Source organism: Aetokthonos hydrillicola CCALA 1050 (assembly GCF_017591665.1).
In the GTDB taxonomy this organism is placed as follows: domain Bacteria; phylum Cyanobacteriota; class Cyanobacteriia; order Cyanobacteriales; family Nostocaceae; genus Aetokthonos; species Aetokthonos hydrillicola.
Genome location: NZ_JAAKGC010000100.1, coordinates 1 through 23,826, shown reverse-complemented (window position 1 = coordinate 23,826; position 23,826 = coordinate 1). Strand labels below are relative to the sequence as shown.

The following is a 23,826-nucleotide window of genomic DNA, read 5'->3' as shown; positions in this document are numbered from 1 at the left end:
AGGAGTAGTAGATGAAGGGACAAAGACGATATCGCGGAAATAGTTACTATTTTGATAGGAATTAGTCGGAAAAGAACCCAGAGCACCGAACACACCATTATTACCGTCAGCAACTGTTTTGAGATCAGCATTGACAATAGAAGTTGCTAATGGGTTGTTGCTAGTGGATGCAAAATACAGATTAGCATTGACCGTGACTACATAAGTGGTGTTAGCTTGAATGTTTAGTGGAGTGCTAAGAGCCTGCTGTTGCCAACCAGAAGCCGTCTCATTAGTAAAAGTTACAGTTGCTAAAACAGTACCACTCGATGACCAAATTCTACCTGTATGAGAACCTGTTTCACTTGCAGCTTTCCAGTAGCGAATTGCTGTAATTTGCCCTGCTTTGATGCTTTGAAACTTTAGACCTAACTCATAACTAGTATTATCCGTGACATTGGGTGTAGCTGGAGTTTGAGTTGTGAATATCGTTTCAGTTGTTTGGGCTTGAGCTATTAGTACAGACTCGTAAAGTTGAGCCATTTAGAATCTCCTAATTTTATCGTCAAAATTTTTGTAGATTAAATATTTCTTAAGTCGAAACTCAAGAATGGTAGATCCTAATAGCACCGTCGTCTTTAGGGAAGACGTGAATTAATCGATGTTTTTGAGTTATCCACTGATCAACAAGCGGGTTAAATTGGGCATATCTTTGATAGCCCCATTCAGGAAAAGAACGATCTACATAGACAATAAGATCAGGGGGTTTCTCCTCCATCTGAGCAATAAAGTTCCTCTCATCCCCACTAGTTGGCAGAACCAATGGCAAAAAAGTGAGTTCTCGACTCGGTGAGTGAGTTCCTGTAAGAAAGTTCAGGATATTGCCTTCTGGTAGAACAAGTATGGAGGTAGCCGAAGAAGCATTAATAGCTTTTATAGTTTGGTTAAAGGAACGGGCAAGCTCAGCACTTGTTGTGTAGATGCTTCCATGCGAGGAGTTTATTGTGTACCGATACTGATATAACTCACTTATTTTAATACTACCAGCAAAAAGTAAACAAATGAGTACATAACACCATACAAATCGTCTAATAGGCTTAGTTGAATAATAAACTAATGTAAAAAATAGTAGTACTACTGGTATCGCAAATAAGCCGTAGAAATTAATGTAAAATAACCACCGAGAGTTAAGTAACAAGCAAAAACCCAGTAACATCCACAAAATTGGTGCTTGTTTATACTCGTTTTTTTGAGGTCGATTGAGAGCAAACCATCCAACTATCAAAGGTATAAACCATGACATATCACTTAATGATTGAAAAATCCTGATACTAACATAGGCAGTCTGAATAATATCTGTGTGAAAAACAAATTTTTTCAGTAGTTTAAAAAGAATTTTTGTAATAATAAAGCCTGTAAATATTTCAACTAAAGGACTAAACCGTTGAGGGATGTGAAACTGTCTACATTGTTTTAACAGCCAATGAGCAGCTGTCATCGATAGAATAACGACCCAAGAGCTAAAAAAGAAAAATTTGAAGGTATTCAACCATATGCTTAGAGTTTTGCGTGGAAAAACCTGAAAAAGACTACTCCGGTTCATTATCCGAATTTGGGAAACCGGAAACAGGGATGAGTAGATCTTCTCCCATGAAACTTGCTGAGCAAGTAGAGTAAATGGTATAAATACTGTTAGAAAGGCAATAAATATTATAAGTACACTATCTTTAACTCTAGTCAGCAGATTTAGTTGAGGGTATACATTTAAACCAATCAATACGCTGAACAATACTGCTACACCGTATTCTTGTTTAGCAAGTCCAGCTAGCCCACAAGCGAACGCACAAGCTATGAGCCATCTTCTTTTACCTGTGGTGGCATAGCAATCAACAGCAGTGATAGCAATTAAAGACATCACCATACCGTACGCTGCACCGTAACTGTAAGGTATGATAAAGAAAAAAAGCCCAGGGCCTATAACACAGTAAATTAATATACATATCGTGCAAAGTGCTGCCCAAGCAGAACAAGTTAGACGCTTTGCTAAGCGATAAAATGGTAATGTTACTGCTAAAGCTAAACCAATGCCCACTCCATAAAAGACTTCCAGATGCTGACCAAAAACTAACAATGCTAGCGCATTAGCATAGTAAGAGAGTGGACCGTAGTAAGTTTGTATATCTCTATAAAGTACTTGTCCAGTCACAAGCCGAGCAGAAATCTCAACCTCGCGACCAACATCTATAATAGGGTATTGAAGCTTTCCCCAGTTAGCCCAAGCTAATAGAGTAAAGCACACAAGTACGGTAACTAGCCAAAAATCAATTTTTAACGAAGAATTATCCAGGTAATATTTATTCTCTTGAGACACATTAGTTAAATTTTACGTTTTCGTCTTATACAATCCAGATGCAGATCAGCTTATTTAAACGAATTGGTATAAAGTGTGATCCATATTGTGAGTTCCTCTTGATAGAGAGACTAAAACTCAAGATTTGTAGATATTTATAGCGCCCTCGTCTTTAGGAAAGACGTGAATCAATCGATGCTGTGCAGTTATCCACTGATCAACAAGCGGGTTGAATTCACTGTATTTTTGATAGCCCCACTGGGGGAAAGAACGATCTACATAAACAATCAGTTCAGGTGGGTTCGCTTGCATTTGAGAAAGAAAGTTCTGCTCATCAACAGTAGTTGGGAGAGTCAATGGCAGAAACGTGAGTTCTCGACTAGGTGAGTGAGTTCCTGAGAGAAAATTAAGGATATTGCCTTCTGGCAAGACAAGTACAGAGGTAACCTTAGAAACATTGATAACTTTTATAGTTTGCTCAAAGGCACGGGCAAGTTCCAGGCTTCTTGTGTAGATGCTTCCATGGGAGGAGTTTACAGTATATTGATACTCAGTTAACCTCCCTACCTTAATACTACCAGCAAAGAGTAAACAAATTAGCAAATAACACCATACAAATCTTCTTATAGGTTGAGTTAAATGGTAAAGTATGACAAAAAATAGTAACACCACTGGTGGCGCAAATAGGCCATAGAAATTAATGTAAAACAACCATCGAGAGTTAAGTAACAGCGAAAAAGCCAGTAATGTCCATAAAAGTGGTGTATGTTTATACTGACGAAACTTTGGCCGATATAGAGCAAACCACCCTACCATAAATGGTATGAACCAAGACATTTCTCTCAGTGGTTGAAAAACATCGGCGGGAAGGAGACCAACATCTTGAGTGAAGTTAGGAAAAAATTTTTTTACAATGAAGAAAAATCCTAAAAAACAAATAGTTGTTAAAACAAAGCCAGTAATTACTTCAGCCCCAGTCAGCAAGCGCTGAGGAATGCTACGTAACTTAGTTTGTTTGAACAGCCAGTGAGAAGCTATAATCGACGGAGTGATTAATAATGTGCTAATAAAGAAAAATCGAAAGCTGTCCCACCATGTGAGTATGGTTTTCAGTGGAGAAACCTGGAAAGCGCTGTTCTGGTTCATCAGCCCCAGTTGAGAAGCTGGAAATAGCGATAAGGATAATTTCTCCCAGGAAGCTTGCTGAGCAAGTAAGGCAAGTGGGATGAACGCTGTTGCGAAAGCAAGAAAAATAACAAGTATGCTATTCCGAATTCTAGTTTGTAGGTTTGGAACAAGGAATAAATTTACACCAACTAATACACTAAAGAGCATTGCTACGCCGTATTCTTGTTTTGCAAGACCAGCTAGTCCAGAGGCGATCGCACCAGCTACCAGCCATCTTGGCCTCCCAGTGTTGGTATAGAAATCAACAGATGTTATGGCTACTAGAGATAGTACCATAGCGTAGGAAGCACCGTAACTGTAAGGTACGACAAAATGAAATATATCAGGACCTATAGCACAATAAATCAACATGCATATAGTACACATTGCTGCCCAAGAAGGACAAATCAAACGCTTTGCCAAACGATAAAACAGTAATGTTGCTGCTAACGCTAAGCCAAGACCTATTACATAAAAGACTTCCAACTTCTGCCCAAAAACTAACAGTGCTAGTGCATTAACATAGTAAGCAAGTGGAGCATAATAGGTTGCTATGTCACGGTAAAGTACTTGTCCAGTGAGAAGTCGAGCAGAAATCTCTACCTCACGACCTATATCAATGTTAGGAGTTTCCAACTTACCCCAATTAGTCGAAGCAAATATGACATAGCAGATAAGTACAGCAACTAGCCAAAGATCAATTTTTAACAAAGCATGTGGGCGGTGCTTATTATCTGTTGGCTGATTAGGTATGCTAGAAGGAATCATTTTTGAACAAATAACTGTTAAAAATTTGTTACCCTTATGGCTCTTTAAGAAAGGTGTAAATTAAAATCTGGACCGTATAAAAATAGCGACTTTAGAACTTATTAAAAAACAGCAACCATTTTGACGAATTCCTCGACATGTTGCACAACACTGTTATTATTAAGAGTATTGTTAATAAATTGGGAGGTGTTGAGAACAAAAAAATCTTGGTTTTTCGTAATAGTGGTTGGCACGATACTAGAGTAGTTTAAAACTTGTAATGGTTGCATTTTTGTAGCTCGATTAATATGTGCTGCCACAATGTTATCTTCTGTTAATTCTGGAAAAATTAAGCGTAATCCTCGGAAAAATAACTTTCTCAATTCATCATCTGTTTGTTGCAACAGAGGGTCGTCAGATATTACATATTTTGGAAAATAAGTAATGTGTAGTCCTGCAGTCTCTTCCAAAGAAACTAGATTACTCATCCCGATGATGCCAGTAAATGGTATACGTTGATCGGCGAGATTCACAATGTAATAAGGCACCAAGGCTTTGCGGGTAATAAGTGCCATACAAATGACACCCATATATTCAACGGTCGTGGAATTGTCTCGAACCTCGATCAGGTTTTGATCAGCCACCCGTTGTAAAACATTCACTGGTCCAGTAAAAACAACTTTATCAAAATGTTCTTTGTCTTTGCTGTGTTTAACCCATAGGCCACCTTTTGGATCAGAGGTGATATATTCAACATTGGCAGCAGTACAGATACGGCCTCCATTAGAGCAAATTAATTGCTCTAACTGGTTGAAAACGGTTTTGTAGCCTCCCACAACATAACCTAATTGCTCTTTGTGTAAAGAGGAATCGCGAGCCGAAAACAATCGTTTGATATATGACCAAATAAAGACGGCGGAGACGCGTTTGTAGTTATCACCCAATTTAGCTAACAACAAAGGTTTCCAAAGCTTCTCGTATGTATTTCTGCCGGAAATTTTCAGCAGCCAATCTTCAACAGGTATTTTTTCAAGCCGCCGCCAGTTGTTGATGCGCGAACCATATAAGAGGGTAAAAGCTAACCTGAGTTTTCCGATAAGAGTTAGCGGAGGAAAACGCAGAAATTCTAGAGTGTTGCTAATCGAATACAACTTTTGGTCAATATAACAACCTGTTAAGGTTGGACGCCAACGCAGTTTTTCTCCAAGACCAATGTCTTTAATGAGCTTAATTAAGTGAGTATCTGATGGTAAGATCACATGATAGAAACGGTCCCATACAAATGGGCCGTAATCATGATAAGTTGTAAGTCCACCTAGTTGCTTATTACTCTCGAACACGGTTACGATATGACCTTGTTGTGAAAGCCGATAGGCTAACACCAACCCCATCATTCCACCGCCAACAATACCGATATTCATCATTTAATACTTGTAAAGATTAAGACTGCGTTGCCATGCAATGGTACGAGATAAACCTTCTTCTAATCCAATCATGGCTTTAACACCAAGAATTTGTTCGCAACGGCTGCTATCAGGTACACGCCGTCTAACGTCCTCATATTTACCCCCTGTAAAAGATTCATAGGGAACAAATTTTACCTTCAGTTCTCCGGGTGTATTGCTGAGGCGTTTGATAGTTTTAGCTAAATCGATGATCGTAATCTCATGATTGCTACCAATATTAAAAATTTCTCCATTTGCTTCTGCCTTGATAGTAGCAGCATAAATACCTGCAACGGTATCACTTACATAAGTAAAACTCCGGGTTTGTAATCCGTCACCGTGAATAGTGATTTCCGTATCATTCAATACTTGTTCTATAAAGACAGATTGAGGTCCGCCCCACCATGATAAGTGATGGCGGGGTCCATAGGAGCCGAAAAAGCGCAGAATAACAACGGGGATACCGTAGCTATCTTGATACGCAAAAGCTAGATGTTCATCGAACAGCTTGGATACAGCATAACTCCAACGAGCTACTTTAGATGAGCCTATCACTGAATTATCATCTTCGTTAAAAGGTAGCTTTGGGTTACGACCGTATACGTCAGAAGTAGAAGCGAGTACACATTTACAATTAAGTTTTCGTGCAAATTCCAGAACGTTATCTGTTCCTTGATAATTGATTTTTAAAGTATCAATAGCTTTGCCGTATCGAGGTATTTTGAAAGCAGCGAGGTGAACAATGCAATCGACATTATCTAAATTATCAAAAGTAGATTTTTCAGTGATGTCTTTCTGGAGAAATTGGAATGATTTATTTGTTAGATGTTCAGCAATATTTTCTAATTTTCCCATTGAAAGATTATCTATTCCAATAACTTCATGACCCCCGTTTAGTAGTTTTTCTAGCAAGTGAGAACCCAGGAATCCAGCAACTCCTGTAACCAAAACTTTCTTTGGAAAAGAAACCATAACAATCCCTCTCAAAAATCAATATTAAAAAAAATCCTAGTTATTTCTGGACAACAAGAATGACCCCAGTTATAATAATGACTATCCCCAACCACTGGCTCAAAACAACTTTCTCTTGTAAAAAACGGTGAGAAGCAAGAGGTACAAGGGCAAATGTTAATCCTAGTGCTGGGAACGCTTGACTTAAAGGAATTGTTTTTAAGACAACGAGCCATAAGATAGTAACCACTACGTAGGAAATAAACCAAACCCAAAAATAAGGAGAAAATAGAACATCTCGTAGTGATTTACTAGCTCCTGCAACAGAAGTAGAACTTTGAAACGCATATTTTAGCGATAGCTGTCCTACAGTACCTAGCACAACGACTAGCATTAAAATCAGCCAAGAAATAATATTCATAACTCACCTTTGTTGGCGGTTCGTAATTGGAAGAGCTACCAAAAGAACTCCAGAAAAAATCAATGCAACTCCAACAACCCGAATCAGTGTGATTTTTTCACCAAAAAAGTAGTAGGAACCTAATAAGATGCCCACATAGTTTAAGCTAGTCAATGGATACGCTATACTCAGTTTTACAACTCGTAGAGCAAATATCCAATTTACTATTCCTAAACTGTAGGTAGTCAAAGCTATCACTAACTTTTGAATAAATGGCCAAGTTAACAAACCTTCTCCTGTATGGCTCATAGTGTATTTCATGAGCAATTGTCCAACTATTCCAAAGCCAATGCTCGTGAATAAAGCTGCATATGAAACGAATTGAAGTCGAGAACGAGGCGATTGAGAGTTCATGAAGTTACTAGAAAACTTGCTTAAGTTAATGCAAATGACGAAAATGCTTGACTTATAGACTCAGTAACGACTTGTTGTGCTGATACAGTCAGTTCTGGAAACATTGGTAAAGATAAAACTTCATGACTCAATCTTTCGCTGTTTGGCAATGAGCCAAGGAAATAACCTAAGTCAGCGTGTACTTGCTGTAGGTGTAACGGGATAGGGTAGTAGATCATTGAGCCTACCCCTTTCTCCTTGAGAAATTTTTGTAGCCGTTCTCTTTGCCCGTCCAGAACCTTGATTGTAAACTGATTCCATACCGACTCTCCTTCTTGCTGGACTGTAGGTAAAACAATACTCTCTACTTCAGCTAGTTGACTAATGTAGTAATTTGCGATCGCACTTCTAGCTGAGTTCCACTGTTCAACATAGGGCAGCTTGACTAATAAAACTGCTGCTTGTAAAGTATCTAAGCGGCTGTTAAGCCCTAATTCTTCATGCTGGTACTTTACTTTACCTCCATGTCTGCGTAAATACTCTACACGCTCAGCAATCTCGGGATCACAAGTTGCAATTGCGCCTCCATCGCCAAAACAACCGAGGTTTTTGGTAGGAAAGAAACTAAAACAACCAACGTCACCAATAACTCCTACTTTTTTTCCCTGCCAAGTAGCCCCTGTTGATTGAGCACAATCTTCAATAACTTTAAGATTATACTTGCGCGCGATCGCCATGATATCTGTCATATTACAAGGACGCCCAAACAAATGGACTGGCAAGATAGCCTTAGTGCGTTCTGTAATTTTTTCCTCAATTAAACTGGGGTCAATATTATAGGTGTTTACATCAACATCAACAAAGACAGGAGTAGCACCCACGATCCCAATAGCTTCTGTCGTCGCAACAAAAGTAAAAGGTGTTGTAATGACTTCATCACCTGGACCAATTCTCAAAGCTCTTAAAGCTAAATGTAGTGCATCCGTCCCAGAATTACAAGAAATAACTTGCTCACAACCTAAATATTGAGCAAATTCAGCTTCAAACTCTTTAACTTGGGGACCTAAAATATAACGTCCACCAGCCATGACAGCACATATATTTTTTTCGATCTCAGAAGCAATAGTTTGATACTGATAAGTTGCATCAAAAGGTGGAATATTCACAATTATTCAATCCTTGAAATTTTGTTTTCACCATTATATTGGTACTTGCGATCGCAAGCTTTGCAGACTGTTGTCGTTGTAAAATTTTCTAACCTTGCGCCACACTCACACATCCAACCAGCACGTTTTGCTGGATTGCCATAAACTAGTGCGTAATCTGGAACATCTTTTGTAACTGTTGAGCCAGCACCAATGAATGCATAACGCCCTATGGTATGACCACATACAATTGTGGCATTTGCACCGATTGTAGCACCTTGTTTTACCAAAGTTATCAAGTAATCATCTTGTGTATTTCTTGGGAAAGCAGAACGAGGTGTTTTTATATTTGTGAATACACAACTAGGACCACAAAATACATCATCTTCTAAAACAACCCCAGCATAGACAGAGACGTTATTTTGTATTTTTACATTTTGTCCTATTTTTACCCCAGATGCAATAAATACATTTTGTCCTATTTTACATTTATCTCCAATAACCACATCTTGCATAACATGGCTAAAGTGCCATATTTGCGAACCTTTGCCAATCGAACAGGGCTGATCAATATAAGCAGACTCATGGGCAAAGTAACCCAACTCTTTTGAGGAATTTGAACTAATTGTTGACAAGTAAATTCTCCTTTAAACTAAAACTTTTCACTTGAGATTCTAGCGATACTTGAGCTGCTTGTAATACTGTCAAAACATCGATACCATTTTGGACACTAGTTATTGGATTTTGTCTGTTTTGAACGCAAGTAAGGAAATGCTGACATTCCAACTTGAGAGGCTCTGCCTTTTCAATTGGAATTATAGTTTTGGTATTTTCCTTAAGGAAAGGTATATTATTTTGCAACCCTACAGCCTGTTCATAAATTGTCAATTTTTCTTCAACAGAAACATCGTCAAAAACTGCGGTTCCAGCATCACCAACTACTACAAGACGATGTTCTTTAAAAGGATGAAACCAACTCACAAATATATGAGCTTTAATCTTGTCCTCAAATTCTAAATTGATAGTACAAAAGTCTTCAACTTCGCCTAATGAGTTCTTCCCTACAGCCTGAACAGAAATAGGTAATTTACCAACGAATCCTAAAATAGTACAAATGTCATGGGGAGCAAAGCTCCAAAGGACGTTCTCTTCAGTACGAACTTTACCAAAACTCAAGCGATTTGAATACACATATTGAAGCTTACCAATTTTTCCTTCAGCCACCAAACTGCGGAGTTTGACTAAAGCGGGATGGTATTCTAACAAGTGCCCTACCATTACAATACCACCACTCTTGCGAGTGGCAGCCTCTATCGACAACGCATCTTCCAAAGTCAAGGCTAAAGGCTTTTCAACAAACACATCTTTACCAGCAGCTAACGCTTGCATAACTAAGCCTGCATGAGTGATAGCAGGAGTAGCAATGACGATAGCTTGGACATCTGGCATATCTAAAACTTTCCTGAAATCCGTCACTCCCTCAACACCATACTGTGCCTTGAATTTGTCAAGGGATTCATGACTAGCATCACAAATTACACGTAAGACACCTAATTCCGCAAAATTTCTGACTAAATTCTTACCCCAATACCCACAGCCAACGACAGCGACGTATTTATCAAAGTTAGATATCATAATCCAAAAAAACGAAATTATAAAGAAGGTTTATGTTGTTCAAGCGCTAACTGTATTGGCAGTCTTGAATCCTTTAGCAGCCAAGACATTTCTTGTGTCAATAATTAAGGACGAACTTTCAGCAACTAATTGGTAATCGACATCATCATGGTCTGTAACGATAATGACCGCATCATAATTGTGCAAAGTTTCTTTTGTTAATGGAACAGATGTTAAATTTATTTCTGGATAGTGACGATGATTTGCACAAACTGGAGCGTAAGGGTCGTGATAATCGACATATGCTTCATATTGCTTTAATAGCTGGATAATTTTTAGCGAAGGACTTTCCCTTTGATCATCTACATTCTTTTTATAAGCGACTCCTAAAATCAAAATTCGAGATTTTTTCAAAGGCTTACAACGCTGATTAAGAGACAAAGACAGCCTCTCTACAACATAGTTAGGCATTAAAGTATTAACTTCACCAGCTAACTCAATAAATTGTAAAGATACGTCATATTCTCTAGCTTTCCAAGTCAAATAAAATGGATCAATTGGAATACAATGTCCTCCCCAACCTGGACCAGGATAAAATGCGTGAAAGCCAAAGGGTTTCGTTTTAGCAGCTTCAATTACCTCCCAAATATCTATATTCATTTTTTGGAAGATAATTTTCAATTCGTTAACAAGAGCAATATTAACTGCACGATAAATATTTTCTAAAATTTTCGTTGCTTCTGCTGTTTGGGTAGAAGAAACTGGTACAGTTTTGATAATAATCTGGTTGTACAGAATTTCAACAAGATCAAGACATAAAGGAGTAACTCCTCCAACTACTTTTGGCACATTAACAAAAGAATAGTTTTCATTGGCAGGATCTTCTCGCTCAGGAGAGTAAGCAAGTGAAAAATCTTGACCGACTACTAAACCACTTTTAGCCAAAATAGGAAGCATGACCTCTTCTGTAGTTCCCGGATAAGTCGTACTCTCCAAAACAACAAGCTGTCCTATTCTTAACCGACGAGAAATAGCATGAGCGGTGTCAACTACATAGCTTAAATCAGGCTCCCTGTGTACATCAAGGGGAGTCGGGACGCAAATAATAATTACATCAACTTCCCCCAATCGGCTCATGTCATCAGTAACATCTATTAATTCATTCTTTAAATTCTCAGATGAAATATGCCTGATATAAGAATGCCCTTTTTTGATCTGCTCAATTTTATTCCGATCAACATCAAATCCTAATACAGAAAATCCTTTTTTAGCAAAAGCAACTAGAATTGGCAGTCCTACATATCCAAGACCAATAATCCCAATATTTGCTTGTTTGTGTTCGATTTTATCTTTGAGTTCCTTTAGCAGCATAATTTGATTACCTCAAAAATAGAGACTTGAAAATTGGGTTCTTGTAATTATTGGAATTACCATTTGTTTTCTCTTGGAAAAGAGGAAATTCTCCTACCTTAAATACTTCAAAACTTTGATGAAGCTATTCAAGAATCTTTACAAGTGCCACTGTAGCTGTAGCAAGGCATCAAAAAAAATTCTGTTGGTTTGACACCGAATTTTATTGACCTGGTTTTCCTTCTATCTTTTGATTGATCGTGATCTTTATCGGTCATAACACTACCAACCGTCTTGTCTAAAAAATCTCCACTCCCATTAAGAAGGCGGAGAAACGTTAATACAGTTAGTTGCTTGAAATATTTATGTGTGATTTTAAATACACTTCTTCTGTAATCCGACCTCTCATATTAGTTAGTGAAAAACTAAATTCTAAGAGGTTACGCTGAATGAACCGAGATCTCAAAGACCATCAAAGCTCACCCCTAAGGTAACTACCAATTATTTAATTACAGGTTGCAGAATTATCCGGTGTATCCGGTTTCAATTCTAACTAAAACCATTTGTTCAATGGTCAATTTTGATATCAATTTGATAAAATCTTAAAACATTCTTTATCGTATTTTATTATCTTCATAAAAGCTTTATCAAAAACATATCCTACTTAACAAAAGTCTTTTAGCGACGATTGTACGGCTATATCTCTCTCAGCAGGAGAAAAAATGTCATTTTTATGGTTTTCTAGGCCCTAATACTGCCATAATTTTTCACTAACTTATAGTTATTGAGAACATTTTGTAGTGGAGTAATCTCTACAAAAACTTAGGATGTTATGCTGGACTGAATTTCAGAGTCGCCACAGGCGATACTACCATAATTTTAACGAAAAAATCGTCAGCCTAACTATCAACTTTTAGTTTTATGTTTTTATAGACCAAAATTAAAGGAAACTTATTAAAAATCAGCGATATTTGCCAAAAAGCTCAAAGCTTATAGGTGTATCTACTGTTTAACAACATTAACCAAGCTAAGCAGGCAGAATATATACAGCGGGTTTAAAGCAAAATACAATTAGTACAGCTATAAGCTGTCTTGACCTAACGAAAAACATAGAGTTCTAAGGATAGAGGTATACAAAGAGTTAATTTATACAAATTTTTCTTCTGCTTCATTATGTTATTAGCTGTTTGATGTCCAGTATAAAAAAATTTGAAGTAAGTTTTGTCATTGTATTAACCGCATATTTGATGGTTAAAAAATTAACTAAGCTACTTTATAGCTAATCTATAACTCATAAATCAATGATCTCTTTTAGTTAATAATGATATCATGATGTTTGTTTTCTATCTTGGCCAATGATGCTCCTCCTTTAGTTGGATTGGCTGATGCTACCTTGCTCACACCTCAAACTGATGGTCTCATCCTTAATAGGTAGGATAGACAAAACTAATAGTTTAAAGATCAACCAAGCTCTAGACACCCTGAAAAATTCTCGACTGAATGTTTTAGATAATAGTTATTAAATTGTGAACGGCTTAATTATATAATTATGCCACTGCCGTTCGTACCATTCAGCCACTAGGGGACGGATGATAAATTTAGGAGGAAAACCCTCTTTGACATCAATCCGTAAGCATGAGTAAGGTCGGCGTTTATGGTAACCTTGACCGTTACGGCCAATGAAAAGATGTGATCGCGCTACTAGCCGATTCTCCTGTTTATCTACATTGATAAAAGTCTCATGCAAATCCGCTCCCTCTCTTCTCTGGCGTCGTAAACTATAACCACTACCACCACAGACAATCCAGTTGATATGAGAATCTGCATGTCCTGTGTTCATTGTCTGCAAATGTTCCAAGCAATGAGCATGACCATTTAAAACTAAATCTACTAAAGGACGCTTCTGATTTATAGACCCTACTTCCTTAGCTACCCCATCGAATACCTCGCGTAAGCGGTTACGAACCGCTAAAGTCTGCGCCTGGTGCCATTTTGTTGCTTCAGTTACATAGGGAGGATGGTGAAAATAAATCACCCTTCCCCGAACGTCAGGTGTATTCCAAGACTCAATTAATCTCAGCTTCAACCATTCCAGTTGTTCAACATCTGTTACTGTTTTTCGGTCAGCAGTTAATTGCTTGTCAATATCTACAATATTTTCCTCAAGCTGCGATACCTTAGCATGTATGTCGTCTAGTTGTTCGGTTTCGCTTGGATTATCAGGATTCAGCTTCGCAGAGCTTTCCATTAATTGTAGCTTCTCTTGCTCTAGGGCATCGCGACGCTGTACTAATAACCTACGCGTAGCTTCACCCTCTTGAGTTGTGGGTAGGGGAGGAGGATCATTAAATGTATTAGAATCCAGAGCAAAAAAATCAATTCCTCCGTAGCGAAAGGTGTAGTAGCGATTGGGAAGACGAGTGAAATATGCAGGCACATAGCGCAAACAGCGACCTGTGTCTGTTTTAGCAGTATAGTGTTCGTCTAAGTGACGCTCTAGCTCTTTTGGGAATTTAAATGCATTAAGATAGTCCAGAAATGCCCGCGCATAAGCGTCTCCTTGTCCTGAGCCATGCCACCCAACATCAAGATTTAGTTTTGAGCCAATAAGGCGGCGTAGTGGTAGAGTTGTTAAAGATACTAAGCCAAAAACAAGCGGCAGATCATAGTAATCGTGATTTCCCGGTACAGGTAGAATTGGTAACTTGAAAACCATCTGGTCATAGGGAATGCTTTGCGGATTTTCCTTGCCTATGAGAAACTCTCGGTAAGGTAAAATAAAATTATCCTGGTAGTATTCGCTTGACCCTACGAGGTAGATAACATCACCAGTGTGCAGCATGAAACTGCATTCTTTGTGATGGGGTAGCATGAGTTCGGCAACTTGTCTCTGAGGCTGCGGGTTGTATCCTTGGTGTGCGCCAGAACCACTATCACCTACCACTAAAAACGAGAACTCTGGATTATCAGACTGTTGATTCTCCAAAACGAAGCGAGTTTGGTCAATATCCCGTTTCACAATTGCTGGATCTCGCCATCGCACCCTCTGGTTCATTTTGCGAATTTTGTCAGCGATCGCCGGTTCAGATATTAGTTTCAAGGCAACTGTGCTCCTTAGCTTTCCTACAGCCAACACGCGAAGATCATATCGCTTAAGCTGTAATGCGGGCATCTCGCCCGCGTTATATAGACTCTTTACTATCAGACTTAGGCTCAATCGTTAAATTAGGAAGACCATTTAGCTTCTCAATAGGATCATCTTGTTGTAACGTTGGTACAAAAATTTTGAACGCTGCTGGGATGCATTCAATACTAACGGGAGTTGACCCTACAATTTCCCCATCAACAACAACCTTTTGGGGGGGATCAGTTGTGATTTTGAATTTTTTTGCTTGCATATAACCGATGTCATCTCTCTCAACGGAGTTTCCTGTGGAAGCTGTTTGGAAGAGATGAAACGTAGCGGCGATCGCAGCAGCTTTGTTTGCTGGAGCTACGATTGTTAAATCTAGTAACCCATCATCCACAATAATCGCCGCCGGGCCTTGAGCCAATACCGAAGTTGGAGGTGCCGCATTAGCTACCGTTACTGCGGCAGCAGAAGCTTTAATTATTTTATCGTCAGTTTCAATTTCTACATCAAACGTCTCAAAAGATCGCAGCTGCTGAAATCCTGCAATAATATATGCCAAAACCCCAAACCGATTTTTTGCTTCCCGATCTGCTTTGTCTACCGTTTCAGCTTCAAAACCAATGCCCGTCAGCAAAACCATTGGCAGATCATTACAATAGGCTGCATCTATAGTCCGAGTTCCCCCTTGTAAAATCACTTCACAAGCAGCCTCTATTGTATCTGGGATCTCTAAAGCTGCGGCAAAAGCATTTGCTGTTCCTCGTGAAATAATACCAAACGGAATATCAGTACCGACGACAGCGCCAGCAGCAGCTGAGAGAGTACCATCTCCTCCCGAAGCAATAATGGCACTAACTCCCCGTTTAACAGCTGCTTCTGCGAGTTCTTTAGCACCAACTTCTTTAGTTGTCAGCTGAATATCCAAGTCAATTTCAGGAGATAAAATTGCCTGAATCTTTTCGAGATCTTGTTCTGAGTCAGATTGCCCTGCAACAGGATTAAAGATAAGGCAGGCCGAACGCTTCATATAGGAAAATGAAATAACAAGTTCTGCTCCCCTTTCTTGCTGATCGGGGAATTTGAGTACTTCTACAATTCTAGCTCGTATCGTACCAAAGAAAAGAGGAACAGTCTATCAGGATTTGCTCACCATACTAATGATAGTAAGTTGCAATAAACCTACCATTCACCGCAAAGCTAGAGGTCTATAAGTTTCGCATTATCAAAATCATAGAAGTTTTTCTATCTATTTTAGTTGACTTTAACTCTCAAAAAGTATAATGTTTTATCAAATAACAAATGATAATAATTATCATAAATATTGAGATTAATTCTCAAAGGGGTTTTGTTAATGGTTCTTAGCCAGAAAGGTTTGCTAGGCGCTAGTGCAGCATTGCTAGCGTTTACAGGTTTGGCTGTCAATGTGTTTAGTGGTATGCAAGCAGTTGCAAATCCAAACTCTCGTCAACAACGGCAAACCCTAGTTGCCCAAAGAGAGGGTGAAATTACCATGGTTTTTTCTAGTCGCGCTGATTCTACAGATTTGCAAAATAAGGCAAATGCTGTTGCTGCATTTTTATCGAAAGAAACAGGAATGAAAATCAACGCACAAATTGGTGATGATACAGCAGCCGTGGAAGCCTTAAGAGCAAATCGTGCGGATGTTGCTTTCTTAAGCACTCGTCCCGCTTTAAAAGCTGAAAAACTTGCAGGTGCTCGCTTTTATTTAGCGGAGGTACGCGAAAATTACTCTGGGAAACACACCTATAACTCAGTGTTCGTTGTTCCTGCAAACAGTCCCCTGACAACCCAACCCACCGCGAAAGCAACTCTAGAGCAACTGCGTGGTAAAAAGATAGCATTTACTTCCCCCACGTCAGGTTCAGGATTTATCTTCCCCACAAGCGAGTTAGTGAAACTAGGATTAGTTCCCAACCGCGATGGCTTGGAGAATTTATTTGGTCGAGGTAATGTCACCTACGGTGGTAACTATAGCAAAGCATTGCAAGCAGTACTGCGCAATCAAGCTGAAGTCGCAACAGTCTCAGAATACGCAATGTTCCCCCCTTATATAACTAATCAAGAACGGCAAAAACTGCGAGTTCTTTACAAGATTCCAGGTGTCCCTGCTCATGGGATAGCCATTGATGATGATCTTCCGCCACAAGTGCGCGAAAAATTCATCGACGCCATGTTGAAGTTAAATCAACCAGCAAACAATTACTTACTGAGCGCCTTATACAACTCCACACAATTAGTCAGAGTTGACCACAACCGTCACTTAAAACCGATGCAGGATGCCTTACAACGTGTAGGCGTTGAACCTTAACGATCGGTATGGGGCAAAGGGCATTGGGCATTGAATAGGCTTCGACTAATACCAATTTGCTTAAATGTAACTACACCTACAAAACGCTCTAAGGGCGAACGCCGTTCGCCCCTACACACTCTATCTATTGTTTTGTCTTAGAGAATTGGTATAATCCCTACTCCCCGCTCCCTTGCTCCCCTGTTCCCTGTTCCCTGTTCCCTGTTCCCTGTTCCCTGCTCTTATGAATCAACCAATTATTAACTGTCACGAATTAGAAACAGCTTATACAGCTTCTCTAAATCGTCCTATTATCAATGGTGTCAATTGCTCGATTAATCGTGGTGAATTTGTAGTTTTGCTAGGACTCAACGGTGCAGGTAAGTCTACCTTGTTACGCTCACTGGTTGGATTGGTACCTTTGAACAAAGGAATAATTGAAATTAACGGCGTGAAGCTAAATTCCCGCACAGTTGTAAAAATTCGACGGGAAATAGGAATGTTGTTTCAGGGTGGTGGATTAATTCGCCAACTTTCAGCAATCGAGAATGTTTTGTGCGGTTGTTTGGGTTCCAGAAGTAGTTTAGAAACAATCTTTGGTTTCCCCAAAAGAGATAGACGTAAAGCTTTAGAAATATTAGAAAGATTGGGAATAAAAGATTTAGCTTACGAAACAACAAGTAAATTAAGTGGTGGACAGCAGCAGCGAGTCGCTATTGCTCGTGCTTTAATTCAATCGCCACATATTCTCTTAGCGGATGAGCCAACTACAGGCTTAGACGTGCTGGCATCTCAGCAGGTAATGGATACATTATCGGGGCTTCATAAACAGCATAACATTACCATTGTTACGGTTCTACATGATTTAAGCATGGCAGAGCAGTATGGCCAACGTGCGGTTATCCTCGATGCTGGACGTGTGGTTTATGACGGTTCTTGCAAGTTTTTGCAAGCAAAATTTGTTGAACTTAATCAACGTTAGACCCCTAATGAAACAACCTACGAGTTTCACCCATCAGTATTCTTGGCTAAAAAATTTACTCTTTATCTGTGTTGCACTTGCGGTTTATGCTTGGGCTTTGCAAGGTCTTCAGGTAGACTTTAAAGAACTTAAGAATAGTTTCCCTTATATTACTGACTTTATTTCAAGGTTATTTCCTCCAGATTTAAAAGTGGTAGATAAAGCAATAGAGGCTTTGATTGAAACTATACAAATGTCTGTTTGGGGAACCACTATAGGTGCTATTCTCTCCGTGCCCATTGCTATAGCTAGTGCCAACAATATTGCGCCCCGGTGGTTACAATTTTTGGCTAATTTCATCCAAGATATCGTCCGCTCTGTACCATCAATTATCCTCGGTTTGATTTTTGTCGCCGCAACGGGACTTGGAGCCCCTGCCGGAACTTTAGCATTGGGAATTTATACTATTGGATACCTTGCAAAATTCTATCAACAAGCGATAGAAGCAGTAGATCGCCGGTCCTTAGAATCTTTACGAGTAGCTGGTGCATCGCGCTGGCAAGTTGCTCAGTATGGTATTTTTCCCCAAGTCATACCATTAGTATTGGGTTATACTTTCTGGATGTTTGAGTACAATATTCGCGCTGCCTCTGTTTTAGGTGTTGTGGGAGCGGGTGGTATAGGGTTTGAGTTAAAAAGTTATATTGATGGCTTTGAATACAACAAAGCAACTTCGTTTATTTTAGTACTACTAGTAGTCGTTACTATAATTGATATTCTAAGTAGCAAACTGCGCGAGCAACTAGACGGGATGTAAATTAATATGAAGGGTAATTCTCTCGCGCTTCGCAATATTAGTTCACAATCCTCTTGACTTTAGTCAGAGGAGATGTCTATGCGGTAGTCTAGATACGAGCCATTTTATCTCATTATATACTGCCGTATGACATCAGTTGTTTCCAGTGCCCCTCGGACTATTCGCATCGGTTCTCGTAAAAGCCAACTCGCTCTCATTCAGACTTACTGGGTACAAGAACAACTCCAGAAAAGCTTTCCCGAGATTTCTTTTGAAGTCCACACTATGGCTACCCATGGCGACAAAATACTAGATGTAGCCTTAGCTAAGATTGGCGACAAGGGGCTATTTACTAAAGAACTGGAATTAGGAATGCTCAACGAGGAGATTGATTTTGCCGTTCACTCTCTCAAAGATTTGCCTACCCGGTTGCCAGAAGGTTTAGTATTAGCAACAATTACAGAACGGGAAAACCCAGCAGATGCTTTGGTTGTTCATGAAAAACACAAAGATAAGCAAATTGATACCTTGCCAGAAGGTGCTGTAATTGGTACTTCCTCTTTGCGGCGACTAGCACAATTACGCCATCACTTCCCCCACTTTACTTTTAAAGATGTGCGGGGAAATTTGAACACACGTATGGCAAAGCTAGATGCGGGTGAGTACGATGCACTCATTTTAGCCGTTGCAGGTCTACAAAGATTGGGGATGGGCGATCGCATCCACCAAATTCTACCAAAAGAAATTTCTCTCCATGCTGTTGGTCAAGGAGCATTGGGGATTGAATGCCGTGCAGACGATCATGAAGTGATATCACTACTTAAAGCTATCGAACACCCGGAAACACGCGATCGCTGTCTTGCAGAAAGAGCCTTTCTACGTGATCTAGAAGGCGGTTGCCAAGTACCCATTGGCGTAAATACAGAAATCAATGGTAGTCATTTAACACTATCAGGGATAGTCGCCAGTGTAGATGGTCAGAAGCTAGTTCAAGACACAGTAAGCGGCGAAACTAGTGATGCAGAAAAGCTAGGTACTGAACTAGCACACAAACTAAGACAACAAGGAGCGCAGGAAATTTTAGAGGAAATCTTTGCTGTCATTCAACGTGGCTCCTAAACTGTTCTATTATTAACCCTCCCACCTCTTCTTCTAGAGGTGGGGTTCGAGGGAGTAGCAAAATTCAGTAAGACTATAGCTCGTTAAGGATTCTATTCCCAACAATTCCTAGAATTACTAAGTAGGTCGCTACAATAAAATTCTCCTTGGTTCGTAGTTGCGCTTTAGCGCAGCAATGTCCAACTGCAAGGCTTTTAAGCTATTTTAAAAAACTTTACACAATTCCTATTATTCTTCGCCTACTTACTTAAACATTAGTACGCCATTAATATTTTCAATTCCAGGAATGCGAATAGAGGTATTGTTGGGGCTACCATCTATTTTTAAACAAGTTGCTGATAACAAATTTCCGTCTTCTACTTTAATGTTGGAACAACTTTTTTGATAAGTACTAGAATTTTGGAGATTATTAAACGTTAGCACACCATTAATATTTTCGATTCCAGGAATACGAATGGACGTATTGTTGGGGCTGCCGTCTATTTTTAAACAAGTTGCTGATAACAAATTTCCGTCTTCAACTTTAATATTAGAACAACTTTTTTGATAAGTACTAGAATTTCTATCATTACTAAACATCAGTACACCATTAATATTTTCAATTCCAGGAATGTGAATGGACGTATTGTTGGGGCTACCATCTATTTTTAAACAAGTTGCTGACAACAAATTCCCTTCTTCAACTTTAATATTGGAACAACTTTTTTGATAAGTACTAGAATTTTGGAGATTATTAAACGTTAGCACACCATTAATATTTTCAATTCCAGGAATGTGAATGGACGTATTGTTGGGACTACCATCTATTTTTAAACAAGTTGCTGACAACAAATTCCCTTCTTCAACTTTAATATTGGAGCAACTTTTTTGATAGGTACTAGAATTTTGGAGATTATTAAATATCAGTACGCCATTAATATTTTCAATTTCAGGAATGCGAATGGACGTATTGTTAGGGCTACCATCTATTTTTAAACAAGTTGCTGATAACAAATTTCCGTCTTCTACTTTAATGTTAGAACAACTTTTTTGATAGCTACTCAGTGTAAATTGCGGAGAAGCTTTTTGAGAAGACTGGACAATAAATGCTATACCAAGTGTCAAAGCTAATACAGGGATCGAGGTAGACAAGCGATTTAAAATAAAATTAAATATCATGATAACACATAACAATAGATTAGTAGCTAGAGAACAGTGATTTCAACTCAACGAGACTTATTGATCTGGTGCTTTACTACTACTAATAACATTCCAGTCTCCCGTTTCTGTTCTCAATACCATATCGACATCTTCCGTACTCTAAACTAGTCGTTACGAAGTTACCCTTAAGATCTCCACAATCAGCAGTCAAAATACCATTATTCACAGAAATCTTTTTACAAGTAAATAGATAAGTTCCTATTGGAGGTTGCTCTCGTTGCGATATAAAATAAGAAATTAATCCTCCTACGATGACGATGAAAACTATAACTGTAATTTTTTGAATAGTAAATATACCTCCATTAAAAATTGAATTATTTGTTGAAACTCTAGTTGAAGTTGAATGTCGATTATTTGAATTTTCCGTGTCAAACTCCTGATTGTAATTGAGTTTTTCTAAAATTTCTTTTAGAAAATAAGCATGTTCTCCTTGATCGAAAATAGGCAATAGTTCTTTACAAAGCTTCCAAAGAGCTTTTTTATTATCTGTTTTAATTAAATAATGAATGAGTCTTGAAAAAAAGTCATAATCCGAAGACTCTCTTAAAAACGTAAGTATATTGGGTTCGACTCCAATATTATGACATAGTGCTTCTCGTGATCTTGATTGTAGGCCGTTCACTGAAAGTTTTATTAATCTAGCTATGTCAGACTCACTTAACAAATTTTGTTGCCACATACTTTTAACCCCTCACATTATTACAGCTTAGTTTTGATTTAATATTTTCCAAATCAGCCGAATACTTCCCCCCTTTAAACACAAATTCAAGTTCTGAGCAGATTTTACAAAGCGCTCGGTTGTTACCTATACTATCCAAATACGTAATTAGCTCTAAAGCAAAGTCCGCATCCGTTGTTTGCCTTAAAAATCCAAGTTGATTTGGTTCAATTCCAATTTTTATGCAAAGAGCTTTTCGCGCTGAAGATTCTGCACGTCCACTACGTAATAAAAGTTCTGTTAGTAGTTCTGTGTAGGAGCCGTTTGGTTCCTGATCTAACTCAGGTGCTGGTTCGTTGGGAAGTAGAGGGTGGTTTTTGGACACCTTAACAGGCTTCTTCTTGAGAGTTGGGGTTAATTGCTCTGAAATACCAGCTAGACGGATTGCAGCACAACCGAATTTATAGGCAAATTCAACAGACTTTCCTGCTCCTAAAGCATCATAAAAGCCGACAGAAAATTCAATTCCTGCTCTATCTCCGATTGCTTGGCTCATACCAATCACGTAGTTAATATGTTGAGCGATCGCGTTTGCCTGTACCTCTGAATGACAGCCGTTAAGAACAACACACTCAATTTGATCTGCAAATAGCTCAAATAATCCTGCTAAGGCTTCTCCGTCAACTAGCTTTGCTTCTCCTGTTTCATTTTCAAATACCAGACCTTCATCTCCCATACCGTGCCCAGAAAAATGAATAATTTGGGGATTAATCTCCAACATTGCTCGCTGAATATCTCTCGGACGCACCGCCCACTTCTGCTCTAAAACAAACTGATCACGATTTCTAGCTCGCTTAAGTCCAGCATCGATTTCACGTACCTCTTCATCCAAACGCAGTGCTGTTGTACCTCTAGGATTTGCCGATAGAATCAAAATTTTTTGTTGCATAAACTAAAGAGATCCGATTGTAGTTCATTTTATGCTGAAAATATTATGTTTATTAAAAGTTTAAAATTTTAGTATTAACACGTTATTGGGATCCATTTGTCAGAATTATCGCAAAAGAAGTTAAAGAAGAGTTATATAAGTAACTATGTAATTTAAATTTTTGTTAAAAAATTAAAGAAAATTAGATTGTCAAAGATTAAAGGCAAAACACAAAATAGAACGTACTCTAAAATTTAAAGTACGTATTAATATGAGCAGGCAGTGAAACGGCTACTCCAAAAATTCTGATCTAGGTGTTCATTGATGTAAGCGATTTCAAGGCTTGCAGTTTCCGCTAGGAGAGTCTGTCTGAGTAGATTAAAGTAGAAGCTTATGCAGCAGATGTACAGCTAAAGCCGGAACAGAATTATCTCTTAGCTCTGTCGAAGCAAATGGAACAGCGCGACAGGGGACTTCCCAATGGTAAAGTTAATAAAGATTTGCGTACCACCAAGGTGCATCACATATATTAGATCGTGCCTTTAGCATCGTTAGATAAAATTCAAACCTAGGCTGAGTTGGGGGAAACAAAAATTACCATGCGGATTCTATTTGTTGCAGCAGAGGCAGCTCCTATTGCAAAAGTAGGAGGAATGGGAGATGTCGTCGGAGCATTACCCAAAATTCTCAGAAAAATGGGGCATGATGTGCGCATCTTCATGCCTTACTACGGTTTCCTACCAGATAAAATGGACATCCCTGTTGATCCAATCTGGCGCGGATATGCGATGTTCCAAGACTTTTCGGTGTACGAAGCTGTTCTGCCTGGTACTGATGTTCCCTTATACTTATTTGGGCATCCTGCTTTTATGCCACGCCACATTTACTCTGGTGAAGATGAATCTTGGCGATTCACATTCTTTGCCAATGGCGCAGCCGAGTTTTGCTGGAATTATTGGAAGCCAGAAATTATCCATTGCCATGACTGGCACACAGGAATGATTCCTGTCTGGATGCATCAATCTCCCGATATTAGCACCGTTTTTACCATTCATAACCTCGCATATCAAGGGCCATGGCGTTGGTATTTAGAGAAAATTACATGGTGTCCTTGGTATATGCAGGGACACAATACAATGGCAGCCGCAGTGCAATACGCAGATAGAGTTAATACGGTTTCCC

The 23,826-nt window shown here is 38.9% G+C and carries 21 protein-coding genes; 5 read left to right on the top strand and 16 right to left on the bottom strand.

All coding sequences use genetic code 11. The features are described 5' to 3' along the window. The 13 genes from G4P69_RS30410 to G4P69_RS30350 all read right to left on the bottom strand — a co-directional run. The coding region (locus tag G4P69_RS30410; protein ID WP_208353360.1) for a DUF4082 domain-containing protein at positions 1-522 on the bottom strand (522 nt) is incomplete at its 3' end. 61 nt (positions 523-583) lie between these two features. Continuing rightward, on the bottom strand, positions 584-2,350 hold the full coding sequence (locus G4P69_RS30405; RefSeq protein ID WP_208340778.1) for an ArnT family glycosyltransferase: 1,767 nt from the start codon (positions 2,348-2,350) through the stop codon (positions 584-586). Positions 2,351-2,467: 117 nt separating this feature from the next. Next, positions 2,468-4,264 (bottom strand): hypothetical protein, encoded by a 1,797-nt coding sequence (locus tag G4P69_RS30400; RefSeq protein WP_208340780.1) that lies wholly within the window; start codon positions 4,262-4,264, stop codon positions 2,468-2,470. A gap of 101 nt (positions 4,265-4,365) precedes the next feature. Then, positions 4,366-5,667: an NAD(P)/FAD-dependent oxidoreductase gene (locus G4P69_RS30395; RefSeq protein ID WP_243902295.1), complete on the bottom strand. Its 1,302-nt coding sequence runs from the start codon at positions 5,665-5,667 to the stop codon at positions 4,366-4,368. Further along, positions 5,668-6,660: a GDP-mannose 4,6-dehydratase gene (locus tag G4P69_RS30390; protein WP_208340781.1), complete on the bottom strand. Its 993-nt coding sequence runs from the start codon at positions 6,658-6,660 to the stop codon at positions 5,668-5,670. A 40-nt stretch (positions 6,661-6,700) separates the two neighbouring features. Then, positions 6,701-7,060, bottom strand: coding sequence for an EamA family transporter (locus G4P69_RS30385; protein ID WP_208340783.1), 360 nt, complete (start codon positions 7,058-7,060; stop codon positions 6,701-6,703). A gap of 3 nt (positions 7,061-7,063) precedes the next feature. Beyond that, entirely contained in the window at positions 7,064-7,453 is a 390-nt protein-coding gene (locus G4P69_RS30380; protein WP_208340785.1) for an EamA family transporter, read from the bottom strand. Between the two features lie 20 nt (positions 7,454-7,473). Next, positions 7,474-8,601: a DegT/DnrJ/EryC1/StrS family aminotransferase gene (locus G4P69_RS30375; protein ID WP_208340812.1), complete on the bottom strand. Its 1,128-nt coding sequence runs from the start codon at positions 8,599-8,601 to the stop codon at positions 7,474-7,476. Continuing rightward, a complete protein-coding gene (locus tag G4P69_RS30370) occupies positions 8,601-9,212 on the bottom strand; it encodes an acyltransferase (RefSeq protein ID WP_243902296.1) in 612 nt (203 codons plus the stop codon). Before G4P69_RS30370 ends, G4P69_RS30375 begins: the two co-directional genes overlap by 1 nt. Continuing rightward, entirely contained in the window at positions 9,199-10,212 is a 1,014-nt protein-coding gene (locus tag G4P69_RS30365; protein ID WP_243902297.1) for a Gfo/Idh/MocA family protein, read from the bottom strand. The genes G4P69_RS30370 and G4P69_RS30365 overlap by 14 nt, the downstream gene beginning before the upstream one ends. A 39-nt stretch (positions 10,213-10,251) precedes the next feature. Further along, entirely contained in the window at positions 10,252-11,562 is a 1,311-nt protein-coding gene (locus tag G4P69_RS30360) for a nucleotide sugar dehydrogenase (RefSeq protein WP_243902298.1), read from the bottom strand. A 1,498-nt stretch (positions 11,563-13,060) separates the two neighbouring features. Further along, positions 13,061-14,641, bottom strand: coding sequence for a metallophosphoesterase family protein (locus tag G4P69_RS30355; protein ID WP_208340821.1), 1,581 nt, complete (start codon positions 14,639-14,641; stop codon positions 13,061-13,063). Between the two features lie 82 nt (positions 14,642-14,723). Beyond that, complete coding sequence (locus G4P69_RS30350; RefSeq protein WP_310833669.1) at positions 14,724-15,716, bottom strand: YegS/Rv2252/BmrU family lipid kinase; 993 nt, start codon at positions 15,714-15,716, stop codon at positions 14,724-14,726. Positions 15,717-16,025: 309 nt separating this feature from the next. Here G4P69_RS30350 and G4P69_RS30345 point away from each other — a divergent pair, with 309 nt between their 5' ends. From G4P69_RS30345 to hemC, 4 genes are all read left to right on the top strand, one after another. After that, entirely contained in the window at positions 16,026-17,003 is a 978-nt protein-coding gene (locus G4P69_RS30345; RefSeq protein WP_208353356.1) for a phosphate/phosphite/phosphonate ABC transporter substrate-binding protein, read from the top strand. Between the two features lie 223 nt (positions 17,004-17,226). Beyond that, positions 17,227-17,964 (top strand): phosphonate ABC transporter ATP-binding protein, encoded by a 738-nt coding sequence (locus tag G4P69_RS30340; RefSeq protein WP_208346510.1) that lies wholly within the window; start codon positions 17,227-17,229, stop codon positions 17,962-17,964. Between the two features lie 7 nt (positions 17,965-17,971). Then, positions 17,972-18,760: a phosphonate ABC transporter, permease protein PhnE gene (phnE, locus tag G4P69_RS30335; protein WP_208353350.1), complete on the top strand. Its 789-nt coding sequence runs from the start codon at positions 17,972-17,974 to the stop codon at positions 18,758-18,760. A gap of 126 nt (positions 18,761-18,886) precedes the next feature. After that, positions 18,887-19,858, top strand: coding sequence for a hydroxymethylbilane synthase (gene hemC, locus G4P69_RS30330; protein WP_208353346.1), 972 nt, complete (start codon positions 18,887-18,889; stop codon positions 19,856-19,858). A gap of 243 nt (positions 19,859-20,101) precedes the next feature. Here the strand turns inward: hemC and G4P69_RS30325 are convergent, their stop codons facing one another. From G4P69_RS30325 to G4P69_RS30315, 3 genes are all read right to left on the bottom strand, one after another. Continuing rightward, positions 20,102-21,016, bottom strand: a complete 915-nt coding sequence (locus G4P69_RS30325; protein WP_208353330.1) for a mannose-binding lectin — start codon at positions 21,014-21,016, stop codon at positions 20,102-20,104. An 82-nt stretch (positions 21,017-21,098) separates the two neighbouring features. Then, entirely contained in the window at positions 21,099-21,737 is a 639-nt protein-coding gene (locus tag G4P69_RS30320) for a hypothetical protein (protein WP_208353326.1), read from the bottom strand. Between the two features lie 4 nt (positions 21,738-21,741). Beyond that, positions 21,742-22,665 (bottom strand): CHAT domain-containing protein, encoded by a 924-nt coding sequence (locus G4P69_RS30315; protein ID WP_208353321.1) that lies wholly within the window; start codon positions 22,663-22,665, stop codon positions 21,742-21,744. 578 nt (positions 22,666-23,243) lie between these two features. Here G4P69_RS30315 and G4P69_RS30310 point away from each other — a divergent pair. Beyond that, on the top strand, positions 23,244-23,826 hold a 583-nt coding region (locus G4P69_RS30310), incomplete at its 3' end, for a glycogen/starch synthase (RefSeq protein WP_208353307.1).